At 73.8% G+C, this 26,116-nt stretch carries 18 protein-coding genes; 4 read left to right on the top strand and 14 right to left on the bottom strand.

What is annotated here, in order from left to right:
• Window positions 1–21: 21 nt before the first annotated feature.
• On the bottom strand, window positions 22–609 hold the full coding sequence (gene thpR, locus ACZ4M3_RS22035) for an RNA 2',3'-cyclic phosphodiesterase (protein ID WP_467735086.1): 588 nt from the start codon (window positions 607–609) through the stop codon (window positions 22–24).
• A 118-nt stretch (window positions 610–727) separates the two neighbouring features.
• Window positions 728–1,027, bottom strand: a complete 300-nt coding sequence (locus ACZ4M3_RS22030; protein WP_467735477.1) for a TetR/AcrR family transcriptional regulator C-terminal domain-containing protein — start codon at window positions 1,025–1,027, stop codon at window positions 728–730.
• 30 nt (window positions 1,028–1,057) lie between these two features.
• On the opposite strand from ACZ4M3_RS22030, the gene ACZ4M3_RS22025 reads away from it, so the two are divergent.
• Both ACZ4M3_RS22025 and ACZ4M3_RS22020 read left to right on the top strand, forming a co-directional pair.
• Complete coding sequence (locus tag ACZ4M3_RS22025) at window positions 1,058–1,678, top strand: DUF998 domain-containing protein (protein ID WP_467735475.1); 621 nt, start codon at window positions 1,058–1,060, stop codon at window positions 1,676–1,678.
• Between the two features lie 68 nt (window positions 1,679–1,746).
• The gene (locus tag ACZ4M3_RS22020; protein WP_467735084.1) at window positions 1,747–1,956 is read left to right on the top strand and encodes a DUF4287 domain-containing protein; all 210 of its coding nucleotides are present in this window, start codon (window positions 1,747–1,749) and stop codon (window positions 1,954–1,956) included.
• Window positions 1,957–2,072: 116 nt separating this feature from the next.
• Here ACZ4M3_RS22020 and katG read toward each other — a convergent pair whose 3' ends face one another.
• Both katG and ACZ4M3_RS22010 read right to left on the bottom strand, forming a co-directional pair.
• Entirely contained in the window at window positions 2,073–4,262 is a 2,190-nt protein-coding gene (gene katG, locus ACZ4M3_RS22015) for a catalase/peroxidase HPI (protein WP_467735082.1), read from the bottom strand.
• Window positions 4,263–4,442: 180 nt separating this feature from the next.
• Window positions 4,443–6,032, bottom strand: coding sequence for a flavin-containing monooxygenase (locus ACZ4M3_RS22010; protein ID WP_467735080.1), 1,590 nt, complete (start codon window positions 6,030–6,032; stop codon window positions 4,443–4,445).
• Between the two features lie 382 nt (window positions 6,033–6,414).
• Between ACZ4M3_RS22010 and ACZ4M3_RS22005 the strand changes: the two genes are divergently transcribed.
• Both ACZ4M3_RS22005 and ACZ4M3_RS22000 read left to right on the top strand, forming a co-directional pair.
• Window positions 6,415–6,807, top strand: a complete 393-nt coding sequence (locus ACZ4M3_RS22005; protein ID WP_467735078.1) for a hypothetical protein — start codon at window positions 6,415–6,417, stop codon at window positions 6,805–6,807.
• A gap of 170 nt (window positions 6,808–6,977) precedes the next feature.
• Window positions 6,978–7,430, top strand: coding sequence for a DUF7144 family membrane protein (locus ACZ4M3_RS22000; protein ID WP_467735076.1), 453 nt, complete (start codon window positions 6,978–6,980; stop codon window positions 7,428–7,430).
• Window positions 7,431–7,551: 121 nt separating this feature from the next.
• Here ACZ4M3_RS22000 and ACZ4M3_RS21995 read toward each other — a convergent pair whose 3' ends face one another.
• The 10 genes from ACZ4M3_RS21995 to ACZ4M3_RS21950 form a co-directional block, all read right to left on the bottom strand.
• Window positions 7,552–8,208 (bottom strand): glycosyltransferase family 2 protein, encoded by a 657-nt coding sequence (locus tag ACZ4M3_RS21995; protein ID WP_467735074.1) that lies wholly within the window; start codon window positions 8,206–8,208, stop codon window positions 7,552–7,554.
• A 38-nt stretch (window positions 8,209–8,246) separates the two neighbouring features.
• Entirely contained in the window at window positions 8,247–11,063 is a 2,817-nt protein-coding gene (locus tag ACZ4M3_RS21990; RefSeq protein WP_467735072.1) for an eCIS core domain-containing protein, read from the bottom strand.
• Window positions 11,056–13,143: an ATP-binding protein gene (locus ACZ4M3_RS21985; protein ID WP_467735070.1), complete on the bottom strand. Its 2,088-nt coding sequence runs from the start codon at window positions 13,141–13,143 to the stop codon at window positions 11,056–11,058. The genes ACZ4M3_RS21990 and ACZ4M3_RS21985 overlap by 8 nt, the downstream gene beginning before the upstream one ends.
• A gap of 72 nt (window positions 13,144–13,215) precedes the next feature.
• Window positions 13,216–15,078 carry a hypothetical protein gene (locus ACZ4M3_RS21980; protein WP_467735068.1) on the bottom strand — a complete coding sequence of 621 codons (1,863 nt, stop codon included), beginning with the start codon at window positions 15,076–15,078 and terminating at the stop codon, window positions 13,216–13,218.
• Window positions 15,075–17,210 carry a hypothetical protein gene (locus ACZ4M3_RS21975; RefSeq protein ID WP_467735067.1) on the bottom strand — a complete coding sequence of 712 codons (2,136 nt, stop codon included), beginning with the start codon at window positions 17,208–17,210 and terminating at the stop codon, window positions 15,075–15,077. The genes ACZ4M3_RS21980 and ACZ4M3_RS21975 overlap by 4 nt, the downstream gene beginning before the upstream one ends.
• A 19-nt stretch (window positions 17,211–17,229) precedes the next feature.
• Window positions 17,230–18,399: a hypothetical protein gene (locus ACZ4M3_RS21970; protein ID WP_467735065.1), complete on the bottom strand. Its 1,170-nt coding sequence runs from the start codon at window positions 18,397–18,399 to the stop codon at window positions 17,230–17,232.
• Window positions 18,400–18,411: 12 nt separating this feature from the next.
• Window positions 18,412–19,740: a hypothetical protein gene (locus ACZ4M3_RS21965; protein ID WP_467735063.1), complete on the bottom strand. Its 1,329-nt coding sequence runs from the start codon at window positions 19,738–19,740 to the stop codon at window positions 18,412–18,414.
• The gene (locus tag ACZ4M3_RS21960; protein WP_467735061.1) at window positions 19,737–21,107 is read right to left on the bottom strand and encodes a hypothetical protein; all 1,371 of its coding nucleotides are present in this window, start codon (window positions 21,105–21,107) and stop codon (window positions 19,737–19,739) included. The genes ACZ4M3_RS21965 and ACZ4M3_RS21960 overlap by 4 nt, the downstream gene beginning before the upstream one ends.
• A 28-nt stretch (window positions 21,108–21,135) precedes the next feature.
• Window positions 21,136–23,802, bottom strand: coding sequence for a phage tail protein (locus tag ACZ4M3_RS21955; protein WP_467735059.1), 2,667 nt, complete (start codon window positions 23,800–23,802; stop codon window positions 21,136–21,138).
• Window positions 23,802–26,108 (bottom strand): baseplate J/gp47 family protein, encoded by a 2,307-nt coding sequence (locus ACZ4M3_RS21950; RefSeq protein ID WP_467735058.1) that lies wholly within the window; start codon window positions 26,106–26,108, stop codon window positions 23,802–23,804. Before ACZ4M3_RS21950 ends, ACZ4M3_RS21955 begins: the two co-directional genes overlap by 1 nt.
• Between the last annotated feature and the right edge of the window lie 8 nt (window positions 26,109–26,116).

Here is a 26,116-nt window from a genome sequence, read left to right as displayed (position 1 = left end):
ACCGGAAAGGCCCGGTGGCCGTTAGCGTTCGCCGCCCCGGAAGTCCCACGCTTCGATGTCGCGGTAATGGATCGGCCCGGGGCCCCGGCCGACGTTGCTGCCCACCAGGTGCAGGCGCTCGGCCCGCCACCGCCGGCCGGTGAACGCGGCGAGTCCGCCGGCGGCCTTCACCACGCTGGACGGGTCGTCGCGGCGCGATCGGGCCAGCGTCAGATGGGGACGCAGCGGCCGGTCCTCGAAGGCGACACCGCACTCCCTGACCACGCGCCGGACTTCGCCGGTGAGCCGGTGCAGCCCGTCGAGGTCCCCCTCCAGCCCGCTCCACAGCACCCGCTCGTCGAAGTGCCCGCCGCCGCGCAGAGCCAGTTCCACCGGCCGGCTCCGCGCCGCGAGTTCCGCGAGCGGCGCCCGGAGCAGCGGCACGGTCGCCACCGGCAGCTCGCCGAGGAACGCCAGGGTGATGTGCCAGTCCTCGATGCGGTTCCACCGCATCCGCGGGTACGCCTCGTAGGCGGACCGCAGCTCGCGCGCCAGCTCTTCCTTGGCGTCATCGGGCGGGGCCAGCGCTATGAACACGCGGACGGTCGGAGCCGGTTTCTGTTCGTTCACGAAGGACTTAGTACACCACCACCGGCCGGGACGTCCGCACCGGCCAGGTGCGGACGCCTCTCCCACCGGGGCGACCCGGCAACTCGTTGTCCTCACCCGGAGTGGAGAGCGGCGGTGCTCAGCGGTAGGCGGCGAGGAAGGCGCGGGTGCCGGCGGCGGCGTAGCGGTCGAGGTCGGCGTCGGTGTCCTGGGACCGGCCGGTGAACATGGCCCTGTTCACCGGGATCGACAGCAGCAGGCCGGAGAAGTGGTTCGCGGCCAGGAAGGCGTCGTCGATACGGAGCAGCCCCTGGTCGGCCAGCCGCTGGAAGGTTGCCGCCAGCGTGGCGAGCCCTCGTTCGAAGCCCCGCTCGTACCACTCGGTACCCAGGTCGGGGAAGACGTCGGCGTTGGCGATGATCAGGCGCCGCAACTGGATGACCTGGGGGTGGGTGAGGGCGGCCAGGAACTGGCGGGCGAGCCGGGTCAGGTTCTCTTCCAGGTTGGCGGCGTCGGTCGGGATGTCCTCGCGGCGGCCCTGGCCCAGGGCCTGACCCGGGACGGGTTCGACTTCACCCGTAACGCCCTCAGCCAGCTCAGCCTCGGCGGCCTCGGCTGGATCCAGGTCACCGCCTTCCTGCTCACCGGCCTGCTGATCATCGGCGGCGCGATCGCCGTGCGCCAGGCGTTGCGCGACATGCGCGGCGGCACCTGGGCGCCCGGGCTGCTCGGCGTGTTCGGTGCCTCGTTCCTGCTCGCCGGGGTCTTCCCCGCCGACCCCGGGGCCGGGTTCCCCGCCGGAGCCCCCGAGGACCGGGTCGCCTCGCTGAGCGCACACGGCACCGTCCACATGCTCAGCGGCACGGTCGGCTACCTCGCGCTGTGCGCCGCGTTCCTCGTGCTCGCCCGGCACTTCGCCGCCCGCCGGATGCGCGGATGGGCACTCGCCGCCCGCCTCGTTCCGGTGGGGGTCCTCGCCGGATTCGCCGCCTCGGCCACCACAGTGGCGGCCTTCACCGTCGGAGCAGGACTCGGTCTGCTCGGGCTCAGCGCCGTCACCGCCCGCCTGACCTTCCCCGCGCGGCAGTAGCGGCGCCGCGCCACCGTCCGCAGAAACCGCACCAAGACATCACCGACCGACAGACAGGACGATGTGAGATGACCGCACCGGTAAAGGGCCCCGCCAGCTACTTCCCCGCGATCGAGAAGAAGTACGGCCGCCCGATAGAGGAGTGGCGGAGCCTCATCCGCACCTCACCGCTGACCAAGCACATGGAACTCGTCGCCTGGCTCAAGGCCGAGCACGGCCTGGGCCACGGTCACGCCAACGCGCTGGTCGCGCACACGCTGGCCGACCGCGGCAGGTGAGCCCTGACCCGGCGCGGGCCGACGACGCCCAAGGCGCCGACCGCCCCTCCCGCGCCATGCCGCCCGCGGCTGTCCGGGCCGGCCGGCCGGAGACCGGGCCGGCCCGGACACCAGGCTCAGGCGAGGTCGAACCGGTCGAGGTTCATGACCTTGTCCCACGCGTGCACGAAGTCACGCACGAACTTCTCTCCAGCGTCCTGGGACGCGTAGACCTCCGCGACGGCCCGGAGCTGGGAGTCAGAACCGAAGACGAGGTCGACGGCCGTGGCGGTCCACTTCGCCTTGCCCGTCGCGCGGTCCCGGCCTTCGTAGACGTTCTCGGCCGACTCCGACGCCTTCCACTCGGTGCCCATGTCGAGCAGGTTGACGAAGAAGTCGTTCGTCAACGTCTCCGGCCGCTGGGTGAAGACGCCGTGGGAGGACCCGCCGAAGTTGGCGTTCAACGCCCGCATGCCGCCGATCAGGACCGTCATCTCGGGAGCGGTCAGCGTCAGCAGGTTGGCGCGGTCCAGCATGAGCGTCTCCGGCGACAGCTTCTCGCCCGCCCGCAGGTAGTTGCGGAAGGCATCCGCCCGCGGTTCCAGCACGGCGAACGCCTCCACGTCGGTCTGCTCCTGCGAGGCGTCCGTACGCCCCGGCGCGAACGGCACCTTGACGTCGTACCCGGCGTTCTTCGCGGCCTGCTCCACGGCCGCACAGCCACCCAGCACGATCAGGTCCGCGAGCGAAACCTTCGTCGCGCCCGTACGTGACTGGTTGAATTCCTGCCGGACCTGCTCCAGGGTCCGCAGCACCTCGGCCACCTCGGGGCGGTCGTTGACCTCCCAGTCCTTCTGCGGCGCGAGCCGGATCCGGGCCCCGTTGGCCCCACCGCGCTTGTCGGTGCCCCGGAAGCTCGCCGCCGCCGCCCAAGCGGTGGTGACCAGCTGGGACAGGGACAAGCCCGAGGCCAGCACCGTGTTCTTGAGGGCGGCGATGTCCTCGGCCGAGACCAGCTCGTGGTCGACCGCGGGGACCGGGTCCTGCCACAGCTGCGGCTCGGGGATCCACGGGCCGAGGTAGCGCGAGAGGGGGCCCATGTCGCGGTGCAGCAGCTTGTACCAGGCCTTGCCGAACGCCTCGGCGAGCTTGTCCGGGTTCTCGTGGAAGCTCTTGGCGATCGGCCCGTAGACCGGATCCACCTTCAGCGCGAGGTCCGTCGTCAGCATCATGGGGGCGTGCCGCTTCGACGGATCGTGGGCGTCGGGCACCGTGCCCTGCGCCCCGGGATCCTTGGGGGTCCACTGCTTCGCACCGGCGGGGCTGGTCGTCAGCTCCCAGTCGTACCCGAAGAGGTTGTCCAGGTACCCGTTGTCCCACTGCGTCGGGGCGGTGGTCCACGCGCCCTCCAGCCCGCTGGTGAGCGCGTGGACGCCCACGCCGCTGCCGTACGTGTTCTTCCAGCCGAGGCCCTGCTGCTCGATGGGGCAGCCTTCGGGCTCCGGACCGATGTACTCGGGGTCGACCGCTCCGTGGCACTTGCCGAAGGTGTGGCCGCCGATGATGAGCGCGGCCGTCTCCTCGTCGTTCATCGCCATGCGCCCGAACGTCTCGCGGATGTCCCGGGCGGCCGCCATCGGGTCCGGGTTGCCGTTGGGTCCTTCGGGATTGACGTAGATCAGTCCCATCTGCACGGCGCCCAACGGACCGGAGAGTTCCCGGTCGCCGCTGTAGCGCTCGTCCCCGAGCCAGGTGTCCTCGGGCCCCCAGAAGATCTCCTCGGGCTCCCAGACGTCCTCTCGCCCGAAGCCGAACCCGAACGTCTTGAACCCCATCGATTCCATCGCGCAGTTGCCGGCGAAGACCAGCAGATCGGCCCATGAGATCTTCTGGCCGTACTTCTGCTTGACGGGCCAGAGCAGCCGGCGGGCCTTGTCCAGGCTCACGTTGTCCGGCCAGCTGTTGAGCGGGGCGAAGCGCTGTGCGCCGGCGCCGCCACCGCCCCGGCCGTCGGCGATGCGGTACGTGCCCGCGGAATGCCAGCTCATCCGGATGAAGAGCGGCCCGTAGTGCCCGTAGTCGGCAGGCCACCAGTCCTGCGACGTCGTCATCACATCGAAGACGTCCTGCTTCAGCGCGTCGACGTCGAGCGTCGCGAACTCGCGCGCGTAGTCGAAGTCCTCGCCCATCGGATTGGACCGGGGCGAGTGCTGGTGGAGGACTTGTAGGTCCAGCTGGTTCGGCCACCAGTCCCGGTTCGACCTGGGTCGGGTCGGCACGGGCGTCGGGGAGGGGATTACCGGGTTCTCGCTTTCGCTGCCGGACACGTCCGTCCTTCTTCCTGTCTCGGTGTTTCCTTCTGCTGGCTGCCTGCTCTTGACGTCGGGTGCCCTGTCGGGTGCGGGCAATGCGACCCGCGCGCCATGGAGCCCCGCCAGCTGGAAACGCCTCACCAGACCCGCAACAGTCGTACGCGGGGGCTAGACCGGCCGGCGAGAGACCCATCCTCACGCACCGGCGCGGCCCGCCACCCCCTCGACACGGCCGGGCACCGGCTGTTCCTCAACCCGACCCGCGTCCCCCGCTGCTCGCGGGCCGGACAGGGGAACGGGTCCGCGGGGGAGGTGCCAGGTGTAGGCGGCGGGGTCGAAGCGGTGGAGCCGACCTGTCAGGCGCCCGGTCGACCAGGGCCAGGCGAAGGTGTTGCGGCCGCTGGGGGCCAGGTAGTAGCTGGTACAGCCGCCGGTGTTGTACACCGTCCTCGCCAGCGCTTTCTGTACCGCGCTGTTGTGCGTCGTCTGTACGGCGGGCCGGACCTCCAGCGCCTGGCTGCCGCTGCCGTCGAGGTGGGTCAGGGCGTCGGTGAGGTAGCTGAGCTGGGCTTCCAGCACGGTGATGGCGGAAGTGGAGCCGCCCAGCAGGTTGGGGCCCAGGAGCAGGAACAGGTTGGGGAAGCCGGTGACGGTGGTGCCCAGGTAGGCCTGCGGTTCGCCGCCCCACGCCTCGTGCAGGGTCCGGCCCTGCGCCCCGTACAGGTTCCGGGCCAGCGGCAGTTCGCCGACGCGGAAACCGGTGGCGGTGATGAGGACGTCCGCCTCGGCGGCCGTGCCGTCGGCGCCGACGATCTCGTTGCCGCGCACCGCGCGCACCGCGGTCGGGTGCAGGCGGACGTGCGGCCGGTTCAGGGCCGGGTAGTAGGTGCTGGAGGTGAGCAGGCGCTTGCACCCGAGCCGGTAGGACGGGGTCAGGGCGCGGCGCAGCCGCGGGTCGGGAACGGAGAGTCGCAGGTGCGCCCGGGCGCCCGCTTCGAGGAGCAGGGCGAGCGAGGGATGGCGGAAGGCGTAACCGAAGCTCTCCTGTAGCGCGTACTGGGCGGCGCGCAGGCCGCCGCGGGCGCCGGGCAGCCGGCCCACGACCCGGTGGAACGCCGGGGACAGGGGCAGGTCGGGTTTGGGCAGCACCCACTGGGCGGTGCGCTGGAAGAGATGTACGGCCGCCGCCCGGCCGGCGATGGCGGGAACGACCTGCACGGCGGAGGCGCCGCTGCCGACCACGGCCACCCGCTTCCCGGCCAGGTCGACGCCGTCGTCCCAGCGGGCGGTGTGCAGCACGGGCCCGGCGAAACCGTCGAGCCCCGGCACGTCCAACGGGCGCGGGACGTGCCACGGGCCGGTGGCCATCACCAGGACCGCGGCCCGGTAGGGTCCGTCGCTCGTGTCGAGCAGCCAGCGCCCGGCCGCCGGATCCCAGCGGGCTCCGAGCACCTGTACGCCGCAGCGCAGCACCTCGGCGACCCCGTACCGCTCGGCGGTGCCGGCGAGGTACCTGCGGATCTCCTCCTGCCCGGCGAACAGGCGGCTCCAGGCCGTGTCCGGGGTGAAGGAGTAGCTGTAGAGCGTCGAGGGCACGTCGCAGGCGCAGCCCGGGTAGGCGTTCTCCCGCCACGTACCGCCCAGCCGCGGCGCCTTCTCCAGCACGAGCACATCGCGGAACCCCGCCTCACGCAGCCGGATGGCGGCGCCGAGACCGGAGAAACCCGCTCCGACCACCACGACCCGCACGTCCCGCACGGGCCGGCCGCCCTGTACGGGAATCACCGCACACCCCCGGCCGGCCCCGCTGTACCCGGCCGTTCAGCACTGCCCGGGCGCGCGGACCACCGGTGGTCGAACCTCTCCAGAAAGCTCATACGACGCATGATCCGCACTTCGCTCCGCCCGCGTCGCCGCGCTCCCGGCGGCGGAATCCGGTGCAGAAACGTCCCATGCTGGTGTCCGGGGCAGCCATGAGGCGAGCCGGGGGTCCCCCGAACGAAGCACGGCCCGGGGCCCGCGGCCGCCGGGCTCGGGCTCGGCCGGCCGGGCGGACGTACGGCGTGGATGCGTGCCGGGCCGCGGCCGCGTCAACGAGAGTGGCCGGGGGGGCTGGTTCCGGCCCTCTACCCCGGAAGTATCGGAGAAGCCGGTGACGGCCGACGGCATGACTGGTCCGGAGCTCGCGGAGAGCCTGCTCCAGGACACGGACGACGAAGGCACGCGCGCCGCGACCCGGCTGCTGGGCGCCCACGACAACGGCTTCTGGCTACGGCGCCTCATGGCGGACCGGACCCTCGAAACCGCCGCCGACCGGCCGCTGGTCAAACGGTCCGGCACACGTCGGACGGTCGACTGGGACGCGGTCGGCCGGCTCATGCTCACCCTGGGCTGGTCGCGCCGGGCGTCCCGGAGCGAGGTCGCGGTGCTGGAGGTCGCGGCCTCCCTCGTCGGCGGCTGCGCCGTTCAGCTCCGGCAGGTCATCGAAGCGCTCGACGAGGCGGAGTTCCGGCTGGTCCTGCGGGCGATGGAGGACGCGGCTCACGGCCGGACCCCCTAGGGGGGTGTCTGACGGATCATGGCCGGGCCGGACCGGCTCCGGGGTGCGTGGCGCCGGGATTCCACCGGGGCCGCCACCCGAATGGACGCGCCCGGATGTCCCCGCAGCCGACCCCGCCGGATGCTGGTTCCGCGCCACTTCCGGCGCACCGCCCGATGAAGGAGCATGTCGTGGCACAGCCTTCGACCCCCGGTCCCACCGCACGCGCGCCTCGCGGAAGCGATCTCCACAGCAGCCGCGACGCCTGGGCGGCCGGCGGCACCATGTTCGCAGGAGTCCTCCTCCTCGTAGACGGCATCCTGGGCATCATCAAAGGCATCGCCGGCATCGCGAAAGACGACGTCTACGCACGCCTGGGCCACTACGTCTTCAAATTCAACCTGACCGCCTGGGGCTGGATCCTCCTCGTCCTGGGCGTCCTCCTCGTCGTCGTCGGCGTCGGACTCCTCCAGAGAATGGCCTGGGCACGCGTGGCGGGCGTGGTCATCGCCGGATTCAGCATCATCATCAACTTCATGTGGCTGCCCTACACACCGGTCTGGGCGCTCATCTCGGTCGCCATCGGCGTCTTCGTGATCTGGGCCCTGTGCAACACGCCCGGCCGCCAGTCGGCCGCCGTCTGACCCCCGAACCCCTCCCGGCGACGGCAAGCGCGTCGGGGACCGCCCGGCAGACTCGGGCGGTCCCCGGCGCAGCCGCGTCGCGAGGGGCCCGGCTCCGCAAGTGGAACGGGGAACGGGTGGGTCACGCGTAGAGCGACCAGTCCGCACCGAGGAGAGCCGCGAACTCCCGCCGCGGACGGCGTCGCCAGGAGCTGCTCGACGTGTCCTTGGGCGCGACGTTGTCCGGATGGATGATGCCGACGTAGAAGGACGGGTCCGCGAGCGCACCGACCCGGATTCCGGGACGGGACGCCAGCCAGCGCGTTCCCGAACCGATGTCCCGGTCGGGGAACGGGCGGGCCAGCGCGACCTCGCGCCGGTAGCAGAAGGTCGGTTCGAACACCCAGGGGCGCCCGGCGTCCGGATGCACGTACTGCCAGCACTCGCCGCCGGCCGAGGTGTCGAGGTACAGCACGGTCCGCAGGCCCGAAACGTCCACGTCCAGCGCGAGGTGGGCGGCGACCTGGCGGGAGAGCCGCCGGTCCGACATCCAGTCGTCGTCGTCCCAGTGCACCACGAGGTCACCCCGGGCCTCCCGGCACCCGATGGTTCGCTTGGCGCCGATGGTGTGCCGCCCGTCGAGCCGTACGTAGCGGACCCGCGGGTCGTCCGCCGGCATCAGGTCCGCCACGGGATCGGAGCCGTCGTCGAGCACCACGAGCTCCCGGGCGGGATAGTCCTGGCGGCGGAAGTACCGGATCGCCTGGGGCACGAACCGCCGCCGGTTGTACGTCGGCATCACACAGGACACCAGCGGTGCGGCCGGGTCCGGGCGCATCAGCCGGCCGTCCGGCCGGGCTCGATCTCCTCGACGCGGGGCAGCCGCACCTGGTAACTCGCCTTGCCCGTCAATGCCTTGTCCGTCCAGTTCGTTCCCTCCCCCTCGGCCTCACCGAAGGTGATCCTGATCCGCTTCGCGAAATCGGATGCCCGTCCCAATGCGCCTCCCTCACTGTCGGCGTAGTAGTCCACATCGGCCCGCATCCACAGCATTTCGCCGGCCCGGACCGCCTCCAGGACCTTCACCTCGTGACCGCGGTAGAGCCCCGGGTTGTTGACCTCGCTCGGCGTCGGAACCAGGTTCCAGGCGGCGCCGGGGCCGCCCATACTTCCGCTGATCAGGTGGGTCCGGCTCCAGTCGGCGTTCTTCCTGCCGTCGCGCAGCCTGTCCCAGCCGACGGGGTGCTCCCTGGGCCCTTCGCCGCCGCCCTGCTTCCAGCGCAGCGGGCGCCCCCGGACCAGCAGCGCCTTGCCGCCCGCGAGGACCGGCGTGTCGAAGACCGGTTCCTCCTCGCTCGCGAGGCGGTAGGCGGGCCTGGGCGGGTTCTCCCCAGGGTGGTAGGCGCGCGCCAGGACCAGTCCGCTCCCGGCGCCGCCCGGCAGCCGGTACTTGATGAACCAGTCGCCGTTCACCTCGACGACGTCGACCACCCTTCCGTTCTTCTTGTCGGCGGGCAGCTCGCAGTGCACCTGCTGGCCCGGTACCACGTGCGGGCGCGGCTGGCCGGACCCGGAGATCCGGATGGCGGTCTGCTGCTCGTCCGTCGGGTTCACCACCCCGCGGACGGCCCAGAAGTCGTCCCGCGGCACGACGTCGAGGTCCCGCATCCCGTAGCGGAGCTTGATCACCCCGAGCAGCGGACGGAGCACCGCCGCGTCCACCCTGGTACCGCCGAAGCGCGCGAGCGCGGCCGCGGCCGCGGCCAGCCCCTGCCGCAGTCGGCCCTGCGCGCTGTCCGCCGTCGCGGCCGGACCGCCCAACGCCCGCCCGAGCAGACCGCCTACCCGGTCCGCGATCCACCGGGCCACCCGCCGCACGGCGTTCAGGATCGCCGTGCGCACCGTGCCGATCACCCGCCGCACCGGTTCGGCGACGTTGCCGAGACCGACCATCCTGGCCAGGAAGCCGAGGATCACCGGCAGCGTGTCGGCGAGGGTGCGCTCCACGAAGTCGGCGGAGGCGGCGGTGTTGCCGCGTGCGACGGACTCCACCGAGTCGAGGACCGAATGGAGCAGCCGCCCGATCTGCTGGGCCCGCTCGATGAAGAACATCACCGTGTTGTAGGTGGTGATGACCGCCTGGATCACCGCACCGACCGGATTGAACAGGGTGACCAGCTTGGTGAGGGCCGCGCCGACCACCGACCGGGTCACCCAGTCGCGGATGCCCTGGAGCACGGTGTCGGCGAGGTTCCCGGCGAACTCCTTGATCTTGTCCCAGGCGGCGGCGAGGCCCCGGGTCACCACGCCGCGCAGGAAGTCGAACGCCTCCTCTACGTAGCGGACGGACCGCTCGCCGATGATCTCCACGAGTACGGACCGCAGGGCGGAGTAGGTGAGTCCGAGGATCTGCAGGATCAGCCCGAGGACGCCCGCGAAGTCCCAGCGCGTGGGCAGTTGCACCGTGCCGCGCAACGTCCCGACCAGCCATTCGAAGATGCCGGTCCGCAGGTGCTGGAGGATGTTCGAACCGAACTTGCGGAAGCCGCCCATCACCGCGCTCAGCAGATTGCCGAGGAACCGGACCGGGTCGGCGACCACCAGGCCGAAGGCCGCGCCGATCCGCCGGAAGACCGCCAGTACCTGCTGGCCCGCCGGACCGGCCAGCGCCAGCGCGCCCTCGAAGACGAACTCCGCCACCTTCCGGCCCGCGGCCGCGGCGAACTCGGTGAGCCGGCGCAGCGGCGGCCCGAAGACCTCGCGCAGCTTCTCCCAGAGCCGGGCCGGGCTGAGCAGGTCGGTGACGGAGACGGCGGCAACGGCGCGCTCGACGAGGCCCCGGACGTACACCCAGGTCAAGCCGAGCCCGGCGGACTCGGCGGTGAGCCACTCGTAGGCCCGCTGGAGCACCCGGGCCTGCTGGAGGTTGTCGAACAGCGCCGTCCCGCCCGGTACGAGGCCGAGGACGCCGCGCACCAGGTTCACCGCGCCGCGTTCCACCGGCTGCTGGGTGACCGGGTCCCGGCCGAGGACGAAGCCGAGCAGGTCGTAGCCGGGCAGTGAGTGCGCGCGCTCCTTGACGAAGCCGAGCGCGGACGCCAGGGCGGACGCACCGGCGTCGGCGACGGCGCCCAGCGCCCCCGCGTACCAGGGCCGCTCCTCGCGCTGGACCGACGGGCCGGTGCGACCGCGTACGGTCACCCGCTCACCGCGCACCACCGCGCCGGCGGCCCGCCGCGCCTCGCCTTCGAGGTCGCCGTGCGGCCCGTCGAACAGCTGGACGGCCGGCCCGCCGCCCTGCTGGATCGCGTGACTGACCTCGTGGGCGAGCAGCCCGAGGTCGGTGGACCGCTGCCCCCGGCCGAGGAAGACGTGGGTTCCCCAGGTGAAGGCCCGGACACCGTAGTGCGCCGCCGCGGCCGCGGCGTACGCGCCGTCGTGGAGGCGGACCGGGCCCACGTCGACGCCGAGGCGGCTGCCCAGCGGGCCGGCGATCTCCAGCGGCAGCGGCCGGCCCGCCCCGGAGGACGTCAGGGCCCGGCGGACGGCGGGGGCCATCGCCTGCGGCGGCGCCACCGCGGCCGGCGACAACCTGACCGGCGGGCGCTCCGGCCGGCGCCGCTGGAGCGCCGGCCCCGGCGCCGCGCTAGGCACCGGCCGCCACCGTCCGCAGCGGGCACACCTCGCCGGACTTGCGGTACTCCCTGCGCACGGCCGCCTCCAGCACGGCCGTGGACAGCCGATGGCCCCCCGGCGGCGCCGCCCCGGGCACCGGGTCGACCGACAGCACCGCGGCGTGCAGCACGGCGTTGCGGATCTGACCTCCGGTCAGCGCGCACCGGGCCGCCACGTCGTGCAGGAACGGCTCGGCGACGCCGTGCTCACGGGGCAGGTGAAGATTCCAGATGGCGAGCCGTTCGGCCGGCCCCGGGGCGGCGAAGTCGATCACCACATCGAGCCTGCGCTCGAAGGCGTCGTCGATGCTGTCCTGCGCGTTGGTCGTGATGACCACGATCCCCTCGAACGACTCCAGGCGCTGCAAGAGGTAGTCGGTCTCCAGGTTCGCGTAGCGGTCGTGGGAGCTGCGCACGTCAGTGCGGCGGGTGAGCAGCGCGTCGCCTTCGTCCATCAGCAGCACCACATCCAGCGCCTCGGCCCGACCGAGGACGCGGTCGAGGTTCTTCTCCGTCTCACCCAGGTATTTGTTGACCACCGTGGACAGGTCCAACCGGTAGACCTCCTTGCCGAGGGCGGCCCCGAGCAGCCGGGCGGCCAGCGACTTGCCCGTGCCGCTCGGCCCGGTGAACAGCGCCCGTACCCCCGCGCCGAAACCGGTCCCGAAGGTCCGCGGCAGCACCGAAGGCAGGATCTCCCGCGCCCGGCACCGGCGTTCGAGCAGCACCAGCTCGTCGCGGACGCGCGCGTTCACCACCAGGTCCGACCAGTTGCCACCCGCCGGCAGCCGGGTCGCCAGGGTGTCGAGCTGTTCGGCGTGCACGGCCCGTTTGGCGACGGCCACATCGGACGCCGTCACCGACCGGCGGCCGGCCGAGAGCGCCTCGGCGACGGCGAGCCGGGCCACTCGGCGGATCGTGCCGCCGCCGAGCCGGTGCCCGCGCGCGAGCGCCCCCGGGTCCTCGGCGGGGAATCCCGCGAGCCCCGCCGCCCAGTGCCGGGCCCGCGCGTCCGGGCCGGGCAGCTGCGTGGTGAGCGTGACGGCCGAGGCGGCGGCCGGCCCTTGCAGGCCACCGTGGGCCGGCATCCTGACGCCTACCGGTCCGCGGTAACCGGGCAGCAGGCCCGGCACCCGCACCGCTTCGCCCGGCGCCGGATCCAGCGTGACCAGGGGGAAGGCGCGCAGCAAGGTGGCGAGCAGGCCGGCCGTGGTCCACCGCGCGTCATCGGCGTCCGTCAGCTCGGCCAGGTCCAGCGCGGCCAGGCCCAGTTCGCGGGCGACCGAGCGCAGGATCGTGCCCCGGCCACTGGACGGGGCACCGCGCAGCAGGACCAGAGCGGCGCCGCCGGACGTGAGCACGGCCGGGACCGCCTGCACCCGGTCGCGCAGCGCCGGCGCCAGGATGAGCGAGCCGGCGGCGGGCAGCCGGTCGGCCGGCTCGTGCCGGGCCCACTGCATGAGCGGGCCGGGGGCCTCCCCCCGGACGACCGGCCACAGCAGCGGATGCGGCCGCAGGGCCTGCCGTCCCTGCGGATCGGTGCTGCCGGGCGCCTCGGCCAGGCCGGCCGCCAGCAGGACGCCGAGGTCGCGCCGGGCGCGGGCGCGGTCGTCCGCGTCCGTCCCCCACCCGGTGAGCAGCTCGGTGGTGGGCCGGGTGAGGCCGGGCGTCCCGTCGGGAGCGCTGTTGAGGGCTGCGAACAGGGCGCCGAACCGGGGGTCCTCCTCGGTCAGGCCCAGGACGAAGAGCTGTACGAGGGCCTCCGGTCCCACGCCCAGGGTTTCGCGCAGCTCGGCCAGCGGCAGCCGGACCGGCGCGGCTTCCTCCCAGTCCGCCAGCCGGCGCTGCCACTCCCGGCGGGCCTTCGCGGGCGGCAGTCCGTCCAGCGGTGTGCCGCGCAACTCGGCGAGATACCCGGCCAGGAAGTGGTCGGCGGGCACGGCGGTCGTGCCGAGGGCGAGGTCCCGCAACGTGAGTACGGCCGCGTAGAAGTACAGCCGGAAGTGTTCCCGGGCCTCGTGCGGGCGGCCGGAGAACGGGTCCAGACATCGTCGCGCCATAGCTGCTGCCTCCGGTGTGTCCCGTGGGTGGCGTACGCGTGGGTCGTGGGCAGGGCCGACCGGTGCGGGCGGTCAGCCGAAACGGAAGGAGACCGCGCGTCCGGCGGCCGGCAGCCAGCCCGGGTCGCGGTCGAGCCCGGCTATGCGCACCTCCACCGGCAGGGCGTCCAGCGACAGCGAGACGTCCACGTGGACCGGGGTCACGAACACCCTGGCGCGATGCCGCACGACCCGGTCGGCGACGGTGTCCGGCGGATGGCCGAGGGCGAGTGCCAGCCGGGCCCGCGCGTAGTCGCCGAGGGCCGACAGCCAGCGCCGTCTCCGGTCGGCCCCGGACGGCCCGTGCCCGGGCCACCGTCCTTCGGGCGGTGGAACCCGCAGCGCGGCGTCCAGGACGGTGAAGCCCGCCGGGTGCCGTACGCGGAGCCTCCCGTGCGCCGACGACCAGAGCCACGCGGCGCCGCCGTCGCGGTCGTCGAACGGGGCCAGCCACTGCACCGGCACGCGCCAGTCGTCCGGCGGTTCGAAGCCCGCGCCCGCCTCGGCCCGCCCGGTCCGGCCGGACAGGGCGCCCAGCAACGGCCAGATCCCGTCGGCCGGGTCGGGGTCGCTCAGCAGGTCGGTGCCGAGCAACGCCAGCAGGTCGAAGGGGTGCAGCTCGATGCCGGGCTCGCCGGGCGTGCTGAAGTCGCCGTACAGACCGAGGTACAGGGCCAGGTTCAACAGGTAGAACAGCCCGCCGTACGAGGTGTCCACGAACTCGGCGGCGGGCCCGGGTGCTTCCGGCGCCGGCCCGGACGCGGGCGGGGCGGACCGGCGCGCCGCCCCCGTCTCCCCGGGCGCCGCAGGGGGGCCGGCGAGGTCCGGTGGGGGCTCGCGCCGCCGGTCCGGTACCGGGCCGGGCCGCCGTGACGTGGCGGGCCGGTGGCTGGGGTGCGGGCCGTCCGGCCCGGTGCCGGGGGACGGCCGGGGCGGCGTCGTGCCGGGTACGGGCGCATCCGGACCGTTACCGGGCGGGGTGTGGCCGGCGCCACGGGGCCGGGACGCGCCGGGGCGGTCCGCCCGCCCGGACGGCGGCTGTTCGTCCCGGTACCGCCGGGGCTGCGGCGCGGCCTGCCGGGCCCACTCGCCCACCGCCGCCCAGAACTCCGGCCGCGCGGCGGCGGCCGGTGCGCGGACCAGCCCGAGACCGGCGCCGAGCAGCAGCCGCCCGCCCGTTCCGGCGGGCGCGGCAGCCGCCTCGTGGGCCCAGCCGCTCCAGGGCGGCCCGGCCGGCCCGCCGGACAGCTGCGACCCGCCCGGCCCAGGGCCGCGCCCGGCCGGGGCCGGCCCCGGCGCCTTCGGAGCCGGCCCGTCAGGAGCTCCGAAGGCGGCGGCGGCGGCGCTCGCGAGGCGCGCGGCGCCGGCATCAGGCAGCGCGCCGGCGAAGGCCGCGGCCCGGCCGCGCTCGGCGAGCTGCCCGAGCGCGGCCGGTACGTACCGGGCCGCGTCCTCCCAGACGCGGCGCACCGCGTGCCCGGGTGAGGGCGCCCGCGACGTCAGCAGCTGCCACCACCACCGGTCCACGAGGTCGCCGGCCAGCCAGTCCGAGGCCATAGCCGCCAGCAGTTCGGACCGGTCGGCGAAGAGCACCGCCCCGGCGCCGGCCGGCACCGGCTCCCGGGCCGGCCGGGCGGCATGCCGTAGCAACCGGTCGAGTTCCGAGACCGCGGCCCGCTCCCAGAGTTCCGGCGCCGGGCCGGTGCCGCCGAGCGGCAGGGTGCCGGGGCGCGGGTCGGCGAGGCGCCGGACCACTAGGACGGCCGACGGGCCGAGCCCGTCCGGGCGCAGCCGGGCCCGGACGAGCGAGGCCTGCGGCAGGGCGGGCACGGCTGTGTCCCGCAGCACCGCGGTGAACCGCGCCCGGCCGATCAGGGTGTGCGGGAAGCCGGTCACGGGCGGCGGTGGGACAGCCAGTAGAAGATCAGACACAGGAACCGCTTCAGCCAGTTGGTCTCCGCTTCGCAGCCGGTCTTGCCGGCGGCGACGATCGTGTCGATGGTCACCGTGCCGCCGTCCGGTACGGGGAGTTGGTAGACGCCGGGACGCAACCGCGTCATCCCGGCACCGGAGAGGCCGGAGGACAGGTCGTCCGTCTCCGGCCCGTCGTGCTGGGCGACGTAGCCGAACGTACCGGGCGACTGGTCGAAGACGCGGAAGTCCTTGCCGCGGATCCGGAGGGTCTTGCCGGTGTCCCGGTGGCCCTGGACGATCCAGGTCCAGGTGGCCCGCAGCTGCGGGCCCTCCCCTTCCTCCGGGGCGTCCCGGCGCCGCAGCATCGCGGCGTCGACCTGCGCGCCGCGATCGCTGCCGGTGAGGTCGTAGAACATGAACCGGCGGACGTTCTCGCGCAGGACGAAGCGGTGGTCGCCGGAGCCGTCCGGTGGCGCCGGATAGCCGACACCACTGATCTCCGCCGGCTGCCGCACTGCCGAGAGGCTCTGGAAGTCCATGTTGCGGCGCATGCCGCCCTGTACGAAGTTGACCGTGACGGGATGCACCGCCTGCCCGCCGCCGCTGTAGGCGCCGTTGCCGCTGGAGCCGTCAAGGGTGAATGCCGTCGGTCCGGTGACGGTGACGAACCACTCCGGGCGGGCCGCGGAGCTGTTCGCCGCGGTGTTCCCCGCCACCCCGGTGATCACGACCACGTCGCCGCTGAGCAGGCCGTGGGGCGTGCTGGTGGTCACCTCGATGGGGGTGGCGTTCGAGGCGTTCGTGACGGTCAGCGGCCCGTGGCCGGCCGAGTCGAGCTGCACCCACATGCACTGGTGCTCGTGGTTCTTGTACTGGGCGCGCTGGGCGGCGGTCAGCACCCAGTCGGTGCTCAGCTCCAGGGAGGTGGTGCCGTGCGGCACGTCCTTCGCCGTGGTCGGGTTGGGTCCGGGAGCCGTCGCGATCTTGTTCCAGGCCGCGAAGTCGGGCGAGCCGAGGCCCCAGTTCGCGAGCCGGAACTCCGCCGTGACCCGCGGGGCGTCGCCGCCCGGGCCCGTGCTGTCGTTCTGGATCAGGGCGACGAGGGTGTTCGTCGCCCCGGGGGAGCCGTCGATCTGGCTGCCGGGCGCGCCGGAGCCGGCCTGGCGGACACCGATGCTCGTCCAGGCGTCCCCCGACGGCCCGGCGACGAACTTCACGCCCCGGCAGACGTCGGTGCCGGGCGGGCAGGTGTAGGCGGGGATGACCGCCTCGCCGTACCAGGCGGGGTCGACCAGCGTGGCGGCGCTGTCGTTGAGGTTGCCGGTGAGCCAGCGGTCGGGCAGGGCCGGGGTGCGCTCGCTGGGCCAGGTGAACTGGTTGCTGAAGAACCCGTCCGCGGGCGGCCCGGGGAAGTGCAGGGCCGTGTCGACCCGGATCACATTGGTGTACAGGCCGAACGAGTAGGAGAGGTCGAGCCAGTCAGCCGGCACCCCTTCCGATCCGCTGCGGGCCGGGATCCGCACCTCGACGCTCCACGCGTTCTCCCGGGGGGCGCCGGCCGGAACGGGCGGCTGCCAGGAGCGGACCTTCACGCCGAGACCCGCGGGTGTCGGGACGGACTCCCAGCCGCCGCCCGTCACGCCCTTCCAGCACGCCACCGCGGCCGGGGGCCGGTTGGTCCTGATGTTGTAGGCCGAGCTGTCCGGCCATCCGGTGGGGACGCTGGGGTGGTCTCCCGGGTCCGTGCTGCCGGCCGGGCCGGCCCCGATGCCGTCGTGGACCGGGTGGATGTCGATCCGCCGGCAGTTCGGCCCGTGCGTGGCCGTGGCGAACCTGTCGCGCAGGGCGATGACGATGACGTCCTCGTCGGCGAAATTGCTGTCGAACCGTACGAAGAACGAGAGGTCGATGAAGTCGGCGGCCACGTGCTTGACGCCCTGGAGGATGACGTCGGGCAGCGCCGAGCCGTTCTCGTAGACGTAGCGCGCGCCGAGACCGTACCCGGGTTCCGACTCGGTGGTCACGATCCCGGTGTCCTCGATCCCGGTGAATCCGTCCAGCGTCGGATTGCCGAGGACCGGATCGTTGTCGGGGAAACACAGCCGTTCCGCCATGCGCGTTCCTTTCGGGGGATCAGACGGAGAAACCGCGGATGGGGAACCGCGTGTAGGACCGGAAGTCTTCGGTGCCGTCCGCTTTGAGCTTGATGGCACGGACCACCATGAAGCGCTGCTCGGCGGACGCGGCGGTGATGCGGCTGGTCAGCTCCGTGCTGACCTTCCTGAACTGCCCCGCCGTCTCCTCCGCCTGCGCCGGGACCGGGGTCCCGATGTCCCACAGGGCCCCCGCGTTCTCGATCTCCGCCTCGTAGCGGTACCTGCCGGTGACGGAGAACTCCACGCGGACCGGGACCGGGCCGTGCGTGTTGTACTGGATCTCGATGCCCTCGTTCCCGTCGATGGTGGCCTTGCGGACGTTGCCGGGCGGGAGGCTGGCGAGGGTGAGCGTGGTCCGGGGGTCGCTGGGCTTCTGCTGCTGACCCACCGCGAGCGTGCGTACCGCCGACGTGCGGTGGAGCGCGGGGTCGGTGCTGTGCTGGGCGGCGACGGCGAGCGCGAAGTCCACGCTGGTCGCGCCGGCGGGGACCGTGACCCGCACCCCCACCGTCGTCGGCGTGCCGGGACGGATCGTCACCGGTGAGCTGCCGACCAGTACGGCCTGGGACTGCCACGCGGACACGGCGGCGCCCTGCGCGTTGGTGAAGCGGGGGGCGACCTCGTAGGTCTCCGCGATGTTGGTCTGCGAGTCGAGCTGGAAGGTGAAGAGGTAGGTGTGGCCCGTCTGGATGGCCTCCCCGAGGTCACCCGTGCTGTCGGTGATCACCATTTGGCCGGTCACGGTCTGGTCCGGGACCAGGCGAACGGTGGTGCTGTCCGAGCCGTAGCGGTTGGTGACCTTGATCTCGACGTCCTTCGGCAGCCCGGCGATGGTCGGCGGAACGTCGAAGATGAGCCGGGTGTCGTTGGAGCCGACCAGGAAACCGGTGATCGACACGGTGCCGTCGATCGTCACCGTGTTCTGGTTGACGGGGATCAGGAAGTTCCGCCCGAGCAACGTCAGTTCACTGGGGACCGTGATGTCCCCGAGCGGTGAGCGGCCGGTGATGACCGGGACGTTCTTGTCGGCACCCTTGATCTCGTCGATCTCCGCCTGCATCCGTTCGAGCTGGTCGAGGATGCGGTTGACGAAGCGCGCGGTGATGAGGTCGCCGGGCTCTACCCGGTCGAAATGGATCGGACTCATCGGAGTCTCCTTTCACGCCAGCCGCAGCGCGTAATTGGCGAAGTCGAGACGTGACAGGTCGTACTGACCGTCGGCGAGGTACGGCAGGAAACCGCAGGCGAAGAGGAGCGCCGGCTGCGCGGCCGGCTCGGCGCCGTTCTGCCGCACCTGGTAGACCCGCACCACTTCCCCGCCGCTCACGTCGATCGGCGGATGGACGTACGACATCCGCAGCAGCCGCTGCGCACGCGCCCCGTCGATGAAGACGGGATCCCGGTCCTCCATCGCGGGGCGGGTGGTCATCCCGGCGAAGAAGCGCAGGGCGTCGAAGCCCCGCGACGTGCGGGAGCCCGCCAGCGGCACCAGGCCGGCGGCCGGCAAGTGCCGGAACCGGTCCCGTGCGGCGATGGCGACCGGTGGCCCCGCCGAGCCCGCCGCCAGATCGGCCAGCTCCTCCTGGAACTGCAAGAACGCGGCCTCGCCCTCCGCCGGCAGCCGCTCGCCCACCGCGTCGCTCCACCCGGCCGACGCGGAGCCGCGCACGACCCGGCGGCGTACCGACCACTGGTCGACGAACCGGATGCCGGGCCCGGGCGTCCACAGGACGCAGGCCAGCGGCACCTCCTCGGCGCACAGCGACGTCTCCCGCAGGTCGTCGAGGAGGCCGTACGGACCGGCGCCGGCGCCGAACGGGTCCCGTTCCAGGCGCGACCGCCGGGGATCGGACGTGCCGAACATCAGGTGCGCCAGCCGGTTGCGCACCTGTGGGCCGGCCACCAGCTCCGGGTCAAGGTCGAGGTGGTGCGCCCGGAATTCGACGCCGTCGGCGCAGGCGTCGGTCGCACAGCGGGCGGCCTCGTTGCCCAGACCGCTCACCGGCGCGCGGCCGATGGAGGTGGCGGACGGCGCCACCGTCAGCAGATGGACGCCGGACAGGGTGAACGGCACGCCTTGGTCCGCACCCGAGCAGGGCGCGAAGTCACCGCCGCCGCACGGGCCGGCCCCTCCGGTGGCCGGCGTGCCCGGCTCGCCGCGCCGGGCCAGGGTGACGAGGGTGTCCCGTTGCAGCTCCACCGCTCTGCCCCGCCGGTTCACGGCCACACCCGCGGACACCTTCACCACCGGCGTGCCGGCAACCGGGGCGAGCGGCGGGCCCGGGGCGAGCGGCAAGGACACCTCGAAGCCCGTGACCACGCCGTCGCCGACGGCCAGCCCGAGCCGCTCCCGCAGCCGCTGGTTGGCGTCCTGCTCGCGGCGCAGGTCCTCGGCCGTGAGCAGCCGGCCGTTGAAGAAGTTGACGGTCCGGACATCGGTGGCGACGGGCGCGTCCACCGCGTGGGCGCCGGAGCTGCCGGAGCTCACGCGCCACCCCCCTCGAACCGGGTGATCTGGAGCTGGAAGCCCTGGATCTCGGTGGCCCGGCCGGATGCGCGGCGGATCCGTACGGCGAGGCCCGGCCCGTCGGTCACCGTCTCCACCACGTGCGTCCCCGCGGCCGGTGCCACCGTCACCGAGCCGGTGACCACGTAGTCCGCCCCCGGGTCGTAGCCGTCGAAGACCAGGTCGAACACCCCCGCCGCGGCGTCCCGCAGCACCGGCCGCAGCCCCCCGTAGGAGAACTGCGGCGGCGCCGCGGCCCCGCCCTCGGCATCGAACCGGCCGCCCGCCACCACCGCGGGCGGCTGCGGGGCACGTACGAGCGCCACCGGTGCGACGGGAGCCGCCTCGGTCAGGAACTGCTCCTGGAGGAAGCGCGAATGCACCAGGTAGGGGCGGTGGGACTCGTCGATGCCCACCTCGTGCGGCCCGACGAGCAGCCGGTCGCCCACCGCGTCGTAGGCGACGTCGACGCTCACCCCGGCGAGCAGCACGCAGTCCGCGTCGGCATCGGCGTCGCCCGGGCCGCCGTCGCAGCCACAGCCGCAGCCCGACAGCGACGGACGCCAGCACGGCAGCAGCTCGGTCACCCAGATCCGCCACGCGGTGCGCAGGTACGGGCCGAGCCCGGCCCGCGGGATACCGAGACCGGCCGGCGGCGCCGCGGGGAAGAACCCGGCCAACGGCGGACAGGGCTGCACCGCCGCCGCGTTCACGCCGGAGGCGGCGAGCAGCGCGGTGCGGAAGTCCCGCTCGGTCGTTCCGGCCCCGTCCACCACGGGCACCCGGCGCAGCCATCCGACGAACCGCCGCACCGCCTCCTCCTCGCGCTGGCCGGGAGCGCTGAACCGCAGTTCGATCCGGAAGTCGTCGCGCACCCGGGAAGGTGCCGTCAGCTGGTCCTCCGTGCGGCACGGCTCGCCGGGAACGGGCACCGCGTCGGTGAGGCACTCGGCGTGCCGGAGCACCGCGTACAGCCCGAGCGTCCCGCTCGTACCGCCGAGTGCGGCGACCACCTCGGCCCGGTGCGCGGCGAGCCATTCCACCAGGTACGCGCACTGGGCCGGCCGGACGTGGACGAATCGGCCGGAGGGGCACAGCGCGACCCCGGGGCCGACCGACAGCCGGGGCCCCCGGGGCGTACCTTCGTAGGTCTTCTCGTACTCGGTGCGCAGGCCCGCAACGGTGCCGTAGCCCGCGACGGCCCGGGCCAGCGAGCGGTCCTTCGCGGACAGGTAGCTGAACTCCTGGGTGAAGTCGTCGACCCCCAGCACCATGCCGTAGGTGTAGTTCACCCGCTTCGCCGGGTCCTTGCCTGCCGTCGTCGACCTGCAGGGCGCGAACGTCGTCACCGGCACCCACTCCTTTCACGACGTCGGTTCACGGGCACCTCCGGTGGGTCAGTGGGTCGGTGAGCAGGCTCTCGCCCAGGTACGAACGGCCGAGTACGGCCTCGGTCAGCAGGTTCGGCGAACGGCTGCCGAGATCCACCAGGCTGTCCAGACCCAGCCGGGCCTCGCCCAGCCGGAAGGCCTCCCAGTAGAACCGCACGTCGAACACCGTGTGCGCGGGCTTCTCCAGCTCCACGACCCGGCGTACGAGCTCGGCCTGCGCGGCCCGGGCGGCCGCGCCGGCCCGCGGATCGACGTCCCCCGGGCCGGCCCCGGCGGGCACCGGGAGCAGCACGCTGAACCGGTGCGCGGTGCGGGCCCTCGGCAGCACCACGCTCTGGAACTCGAACCAGTCCGTCAGGGCCGGTTCGCGCGCGGGCAACCCGGCGGGTGGGAGCACCTGGTCGTAGGAGGTGATCGCGGCGGCGCCGCCCAGTCCGTACGCGGCGTTCAGCGCGGCCGGCCTCGGGTAGCGGCGGGACAGGAAGTCCCGCCAGGCCGGGGCCCGGTCCGGCTCGGGCAGGAACCCGAGCGCCTCCAACGCCACCGTGTGCCAGACCGCCGCGGCCGCTTCGTCGCCGGGCCCGGGGGGCCGGAGGGGGAACCGGGTGTCCTCGGGCGCCGCGATCCCCGCGGCGCGCAGCGCGTCGGCGTACAGGCGGTGCAGCGCGTCGGCCCCCGCCGGGGGCCGCCAGGCACCGCCGGTGCGCCGGCCCTGGTACCGCTCGACGATCCGGGTGCGCAGCGCGCACCGGCTCGGGGTGTCCGAGAACAGGCTCTCGTCCGCCCGGTCCTCGATGGCCAGGGCGAGTGCCGTCCGCAGGCCGCGCACCGTGCCCCGCCACTGGAAGAACGTCATCGCGTGCCGCACCATCAGGCGCCGCTTCGGCTCGTCCCAGGCGGGGTCCATGGCCAGTTCGAACCAGCGGCCGAGCCAGTCGACGGCCTCCGGCGGGGTGCTGCGCGGGTCGAACAGCGCCTGGACGGCCGCGATCCGGTCCTCGATGGAGGTGAACACGCCTTCGAAGTTGGCCAGGAAACGGTCGAGGAACGAGGCGGAGGCCGGATCGGACCGGTAGACGGCCGGCAGGTAGTGCGTCAGGTACGAGAAACGCGGACAGTAGGCACGCAGCGCGCGGACGCGGGGCGTGGCGCGCCCGTTTCCCGTCAACTCCAGGCGCAGCCGCAGATGGCGGCCGGTGGCGTGCTGGAAGGCGAGCTCCCAGGTCCGGTATCCGCCGGTGCGGGCGTACGGCTGCTCGGTGCCGTCCCCGCGCGGGTAGGGCACCGGCTCGGCGGCCCAGTCCACGGCGAGTTCGAGGTCGCCGGGGTGGTCGGCGGCCGAGCTGAAGACCCGCAGCCCCGTTTCGGGCGGCAGGCAGGCGTCCAGGAGGAGGCGGTGCCATACACAGCCGGGTTCGCCGGAGTCGAGCCGCCCGGTGACGACGGTGCCGGCACCCGTGTACCGGTGGTGCGGCAGGGCGGCCAGCGGCAGCCACCGGTCGGCGAAGTCGTAATGGACCTCGCCTCCGGCGGATACGAGACCCTTCCCGCCGAAAAGGCGCATCGGGCAGTAGGTTTCGACCGGTTCGAGGCGGATCGTGGGGCCGGTCAGGTCGAGGGCGAACTCGAACGCCTGGTCACCGGCGGCGTCGGCGACGAACAGCCGGTACCGGGCGCCGGCCGGCCCCGGCAGCAGCGCCAGGTCGTGCCCGGCGACCAGCGGCGCACCGCCGGGCCCTTCGGTGGCCACCGGCGGACCCGTCGGGGCGCCGTGCCGGTACGCGCGCACGGTGGACGCTCCCGCCACCGGGGCGCGGAACAGGAGCAGCACGGTGCCGTCGGCGGTCGCGTCGAGGGCGACGGGGTCGGTTCCGGCGTCCAGCCCGGTGGCGTCGTCGGCGGTGACCGGCCGAGGCCGCGGGCACGGCTGCGCCGGATCCGGGCCCGGGTCGGGGCCGACGGTCTCGAAGCCGCCTGACGCGGTGTGCGGCGGGGGCTCGGGCCGGTGGCGCACCAGCTGGAACGCCCGGTCCAGTTCCCAGTACCGGTGGTGTTCGCGGTCCAGTACGTACACGCCTCCGCCCGCCCGGGCCGCCAGGTCGAACGGGGCGAACGGCACGGTGTCCGGCCAGGGCAGGAAGTCCGGCGGTCCGCCGGAGCGCAGGTCGAAGACCAGCAGCCCGGCCGGTTCGGTGCCACCGACGACCAGGTAGCCGTCCTCGGTCACGGCCGCCCCCGCCAGCTCCTGCGGGGTGGCGGGCGCGGCGGGGGCCACCGGCTCGAAGCCCGTCACCGGGCCCGCGCACGGCTGGGCCGCCGGCCCGTCCGGGGGCCAGAAGGCGGTGGTGGCGCCACTGCCCGCAGAGTTGACCAGCAGACCGCGCCGGGTGGGGTCGATCCAGTACCAGGTGCCGTAGCGGTCCCGGGCGGCTCCGCGCCGGTCGGCCGGGCCGAGCACCGCCGCACCCTTGGACGGGAAGACGAAGGGCAGGCGCCGCAGCGTCAGGTCGTCGCGTTGCGTGTCGTACACGACCGCCGCGTCCGCGCCCGCCGCCCACAGCTCGGCCAGCGACGGGCCGTCCTCCGCTCCATGACAGCGTCCCCAGTCCGCCTCGCCGAGGAAGAGGAAATGGCCGGTGCCGTTGGCGTCCATCAGCACCCCTCCGCGACGACGGGGACCGGGATGCGGCGCGGCCCGCCGGGCGCGGGCCGCGCCACCGTCCCCCGTAGCCGGTCCAGCGGAAGCGGATCGCCGGGGACCACCGACACGCCGGCGGCCCGGGGCAGTTGCAGGCCCGTGAGTTCGACGCGGTCGCTGTCCGCGCCCGTACCCGCCCCCAGCAGGACCGAGTTCACCACCCGTACCCCCGGGACCCGGGTCGCGAAGGCGGCCAGCTCGACCTTGGTGACGGCCGTGCGCAGCGGCCAGCCCGTCGCGGCGTGGGCGTAGTCGGCCGGCCCGCCGGCCGGGCCCGGCCCGGATTCCAGCGGCAGGGGCGAAAGGATGCGCACCAGTGCCGTGTTCACCCGGGCCCGTACTTCCGCGACGCTCTCGCCCGGCACCACGTCGATGCCCAGGGACACCCAGACCGGCACGTAATCCGGGCCCCGCACGAAGAGTTCCGTGGTGACGAGCCTGCGCTGGTCGAGATGGCGGCAGACCGCGTCGAGGAAGAACGCGTCGGGGCGCGGGGCCTCCGGCTGGTCCAGGTCGCGGCGCGGCACCAGGAGCAGGGTGACGGCGCCCGGCGCACCCCCGGGCAGGTCGCCCGGCAGTCCCGGGTCGTAGGCGCTGAGCACCTCGACCCTGCCGACCTCCACCCCCGGCGTCCGCCGGGTGACGGTGTCGAAGTCGGCGGCGGTGACCAGCCGGTCGCGGTGCTGGAGGTAGCTGGCGACCTGCTTCTCACCCTGGTCGACCGGTTCGGCGTCCACCCCGCCCCAGGTGCGTACCCGGTTCGTGGCGGTGAACCCGGCGGGCAGCGCCGGACCCCCGTCGATGGCGCCGGGGCCCACGTTGCCGGCGCCCCCGACGCAGTAGTCGTAGTCGGCCCGCAGGACCGCCTCCGGCGGGGGCCTGCGCCCGTGCGCGCCGTCACCGAAGCGCAGCACGCCGGCCTCGGCGTCCAGCGAGAACACCCGGGAGGGCGCCGTCGGCTCCGGCGCCGCGCCGGGCGGCAGCCGCAGGTCGGGCACCGGCACCTCCGGCCCGGCGGCCAGCAGGTCGTCGATGGGCTCCCACAGGACGGTTTCCGGCTCGGCGGCCGGTTCGGTGACGGCCAGCCGTACGGAGCCGGGGATGACCGGGGACCGGGCCAGCCGGACGGACTGGTCCGGCCGGCCGGTGCCGTCGGGGAGCACCTCGCCCGCCGCGCGGGCCCGCTGGGTGACGGGGGTGGCGTTGACGTCGACGCGGAGCAGCGGGGCCTGGGCGGCCGAGCGCGCCGAGATCCGCAGCCACGTCACGAGCCGGGCGGCGAGCTGCGGGTCGTCGATGGCGGGCGGAAAGTCGTCGACGCCGCTCTCGACCGGTTCCAGACCGCTCCACAGCCCGAGGCCCGCCACCCCCGGCAGGCTCACCTGCACGACACCGGGGGCAGTCAGGACGTCGCCCGTGGCGCGGGCGTCGCGCACGGCGTACTGCGCCACCCGGCGGCGCGGATCCGTCGGCAGCGTGCCGTCCCCGGGCACCGACGGCAGGGCGAACTCCAGGTGGCCGACGTCCTCGTGGGCGCCGGTCCCGCTCGCGCTCGGTCGCGCCGGCCCGCGGCCCGCCGCACCCGTCACCGGGACGATGCCGACGCTGAGCGTCCGGTTGGCGAGCGCGGCCCGTACCGCGGCCAGGCTGTCCCGGTCGGCGCCGCGGGCGAACAGGGCGAGCCACAGCGACCCGTCGGCGGTGCCGGACACCAGATCGACACCGTCGGCCGCGGAACCGTCCAGCAGCGCCGTGCGGTAGGGGGCCAGATCGGCGGACGGCGTGCCGTTCACGGCGTCCAGCAGGAACGACGCGTAGTAGCGGCGGTACACCTCGGCCATGTCGTCGGTGAGGGTCACCGGCTCCTTGTAGTAGGCCCGGCCCTCGACCGGCAGCACGTCCAGGCCCAGATCCGTACGGAAGGGCACCTGCCCGGCCGTGACTTCGAGACCGGCGTCGAGCGTGAGCGTCTCCAGCGACGCCCGCTCGTTGTCGATGGTGACGATGCCCTGCGCCGGCACCGCGGGCCGGAGCGGAACGCCCAGCAACGACAGGAACTTGCGGCGGTTGCGCTCGGGGATCTGGTTCACCCGGTACAACAGGCTGTCCGTCATGAACGCGAACAGCTCGACCAGGGTGATGCCGGGGTCGCTGCGGTTGAAGTTCGTCCACTCCGGCGTGTGCACCGGGATGCGGGCGACGGCCTCGTTCAGCAGGTCCTGGTACGAACGTCCGTCGATGACGGGCACGTTGATCGGCATCGGACGCC

It is taken from the genome of Streptomyces sp. NPDC026522, from assembly GCF_055567555.1.
This window is presented reverse-complemented; position numbering and strand designations above follow the sequence as displayed.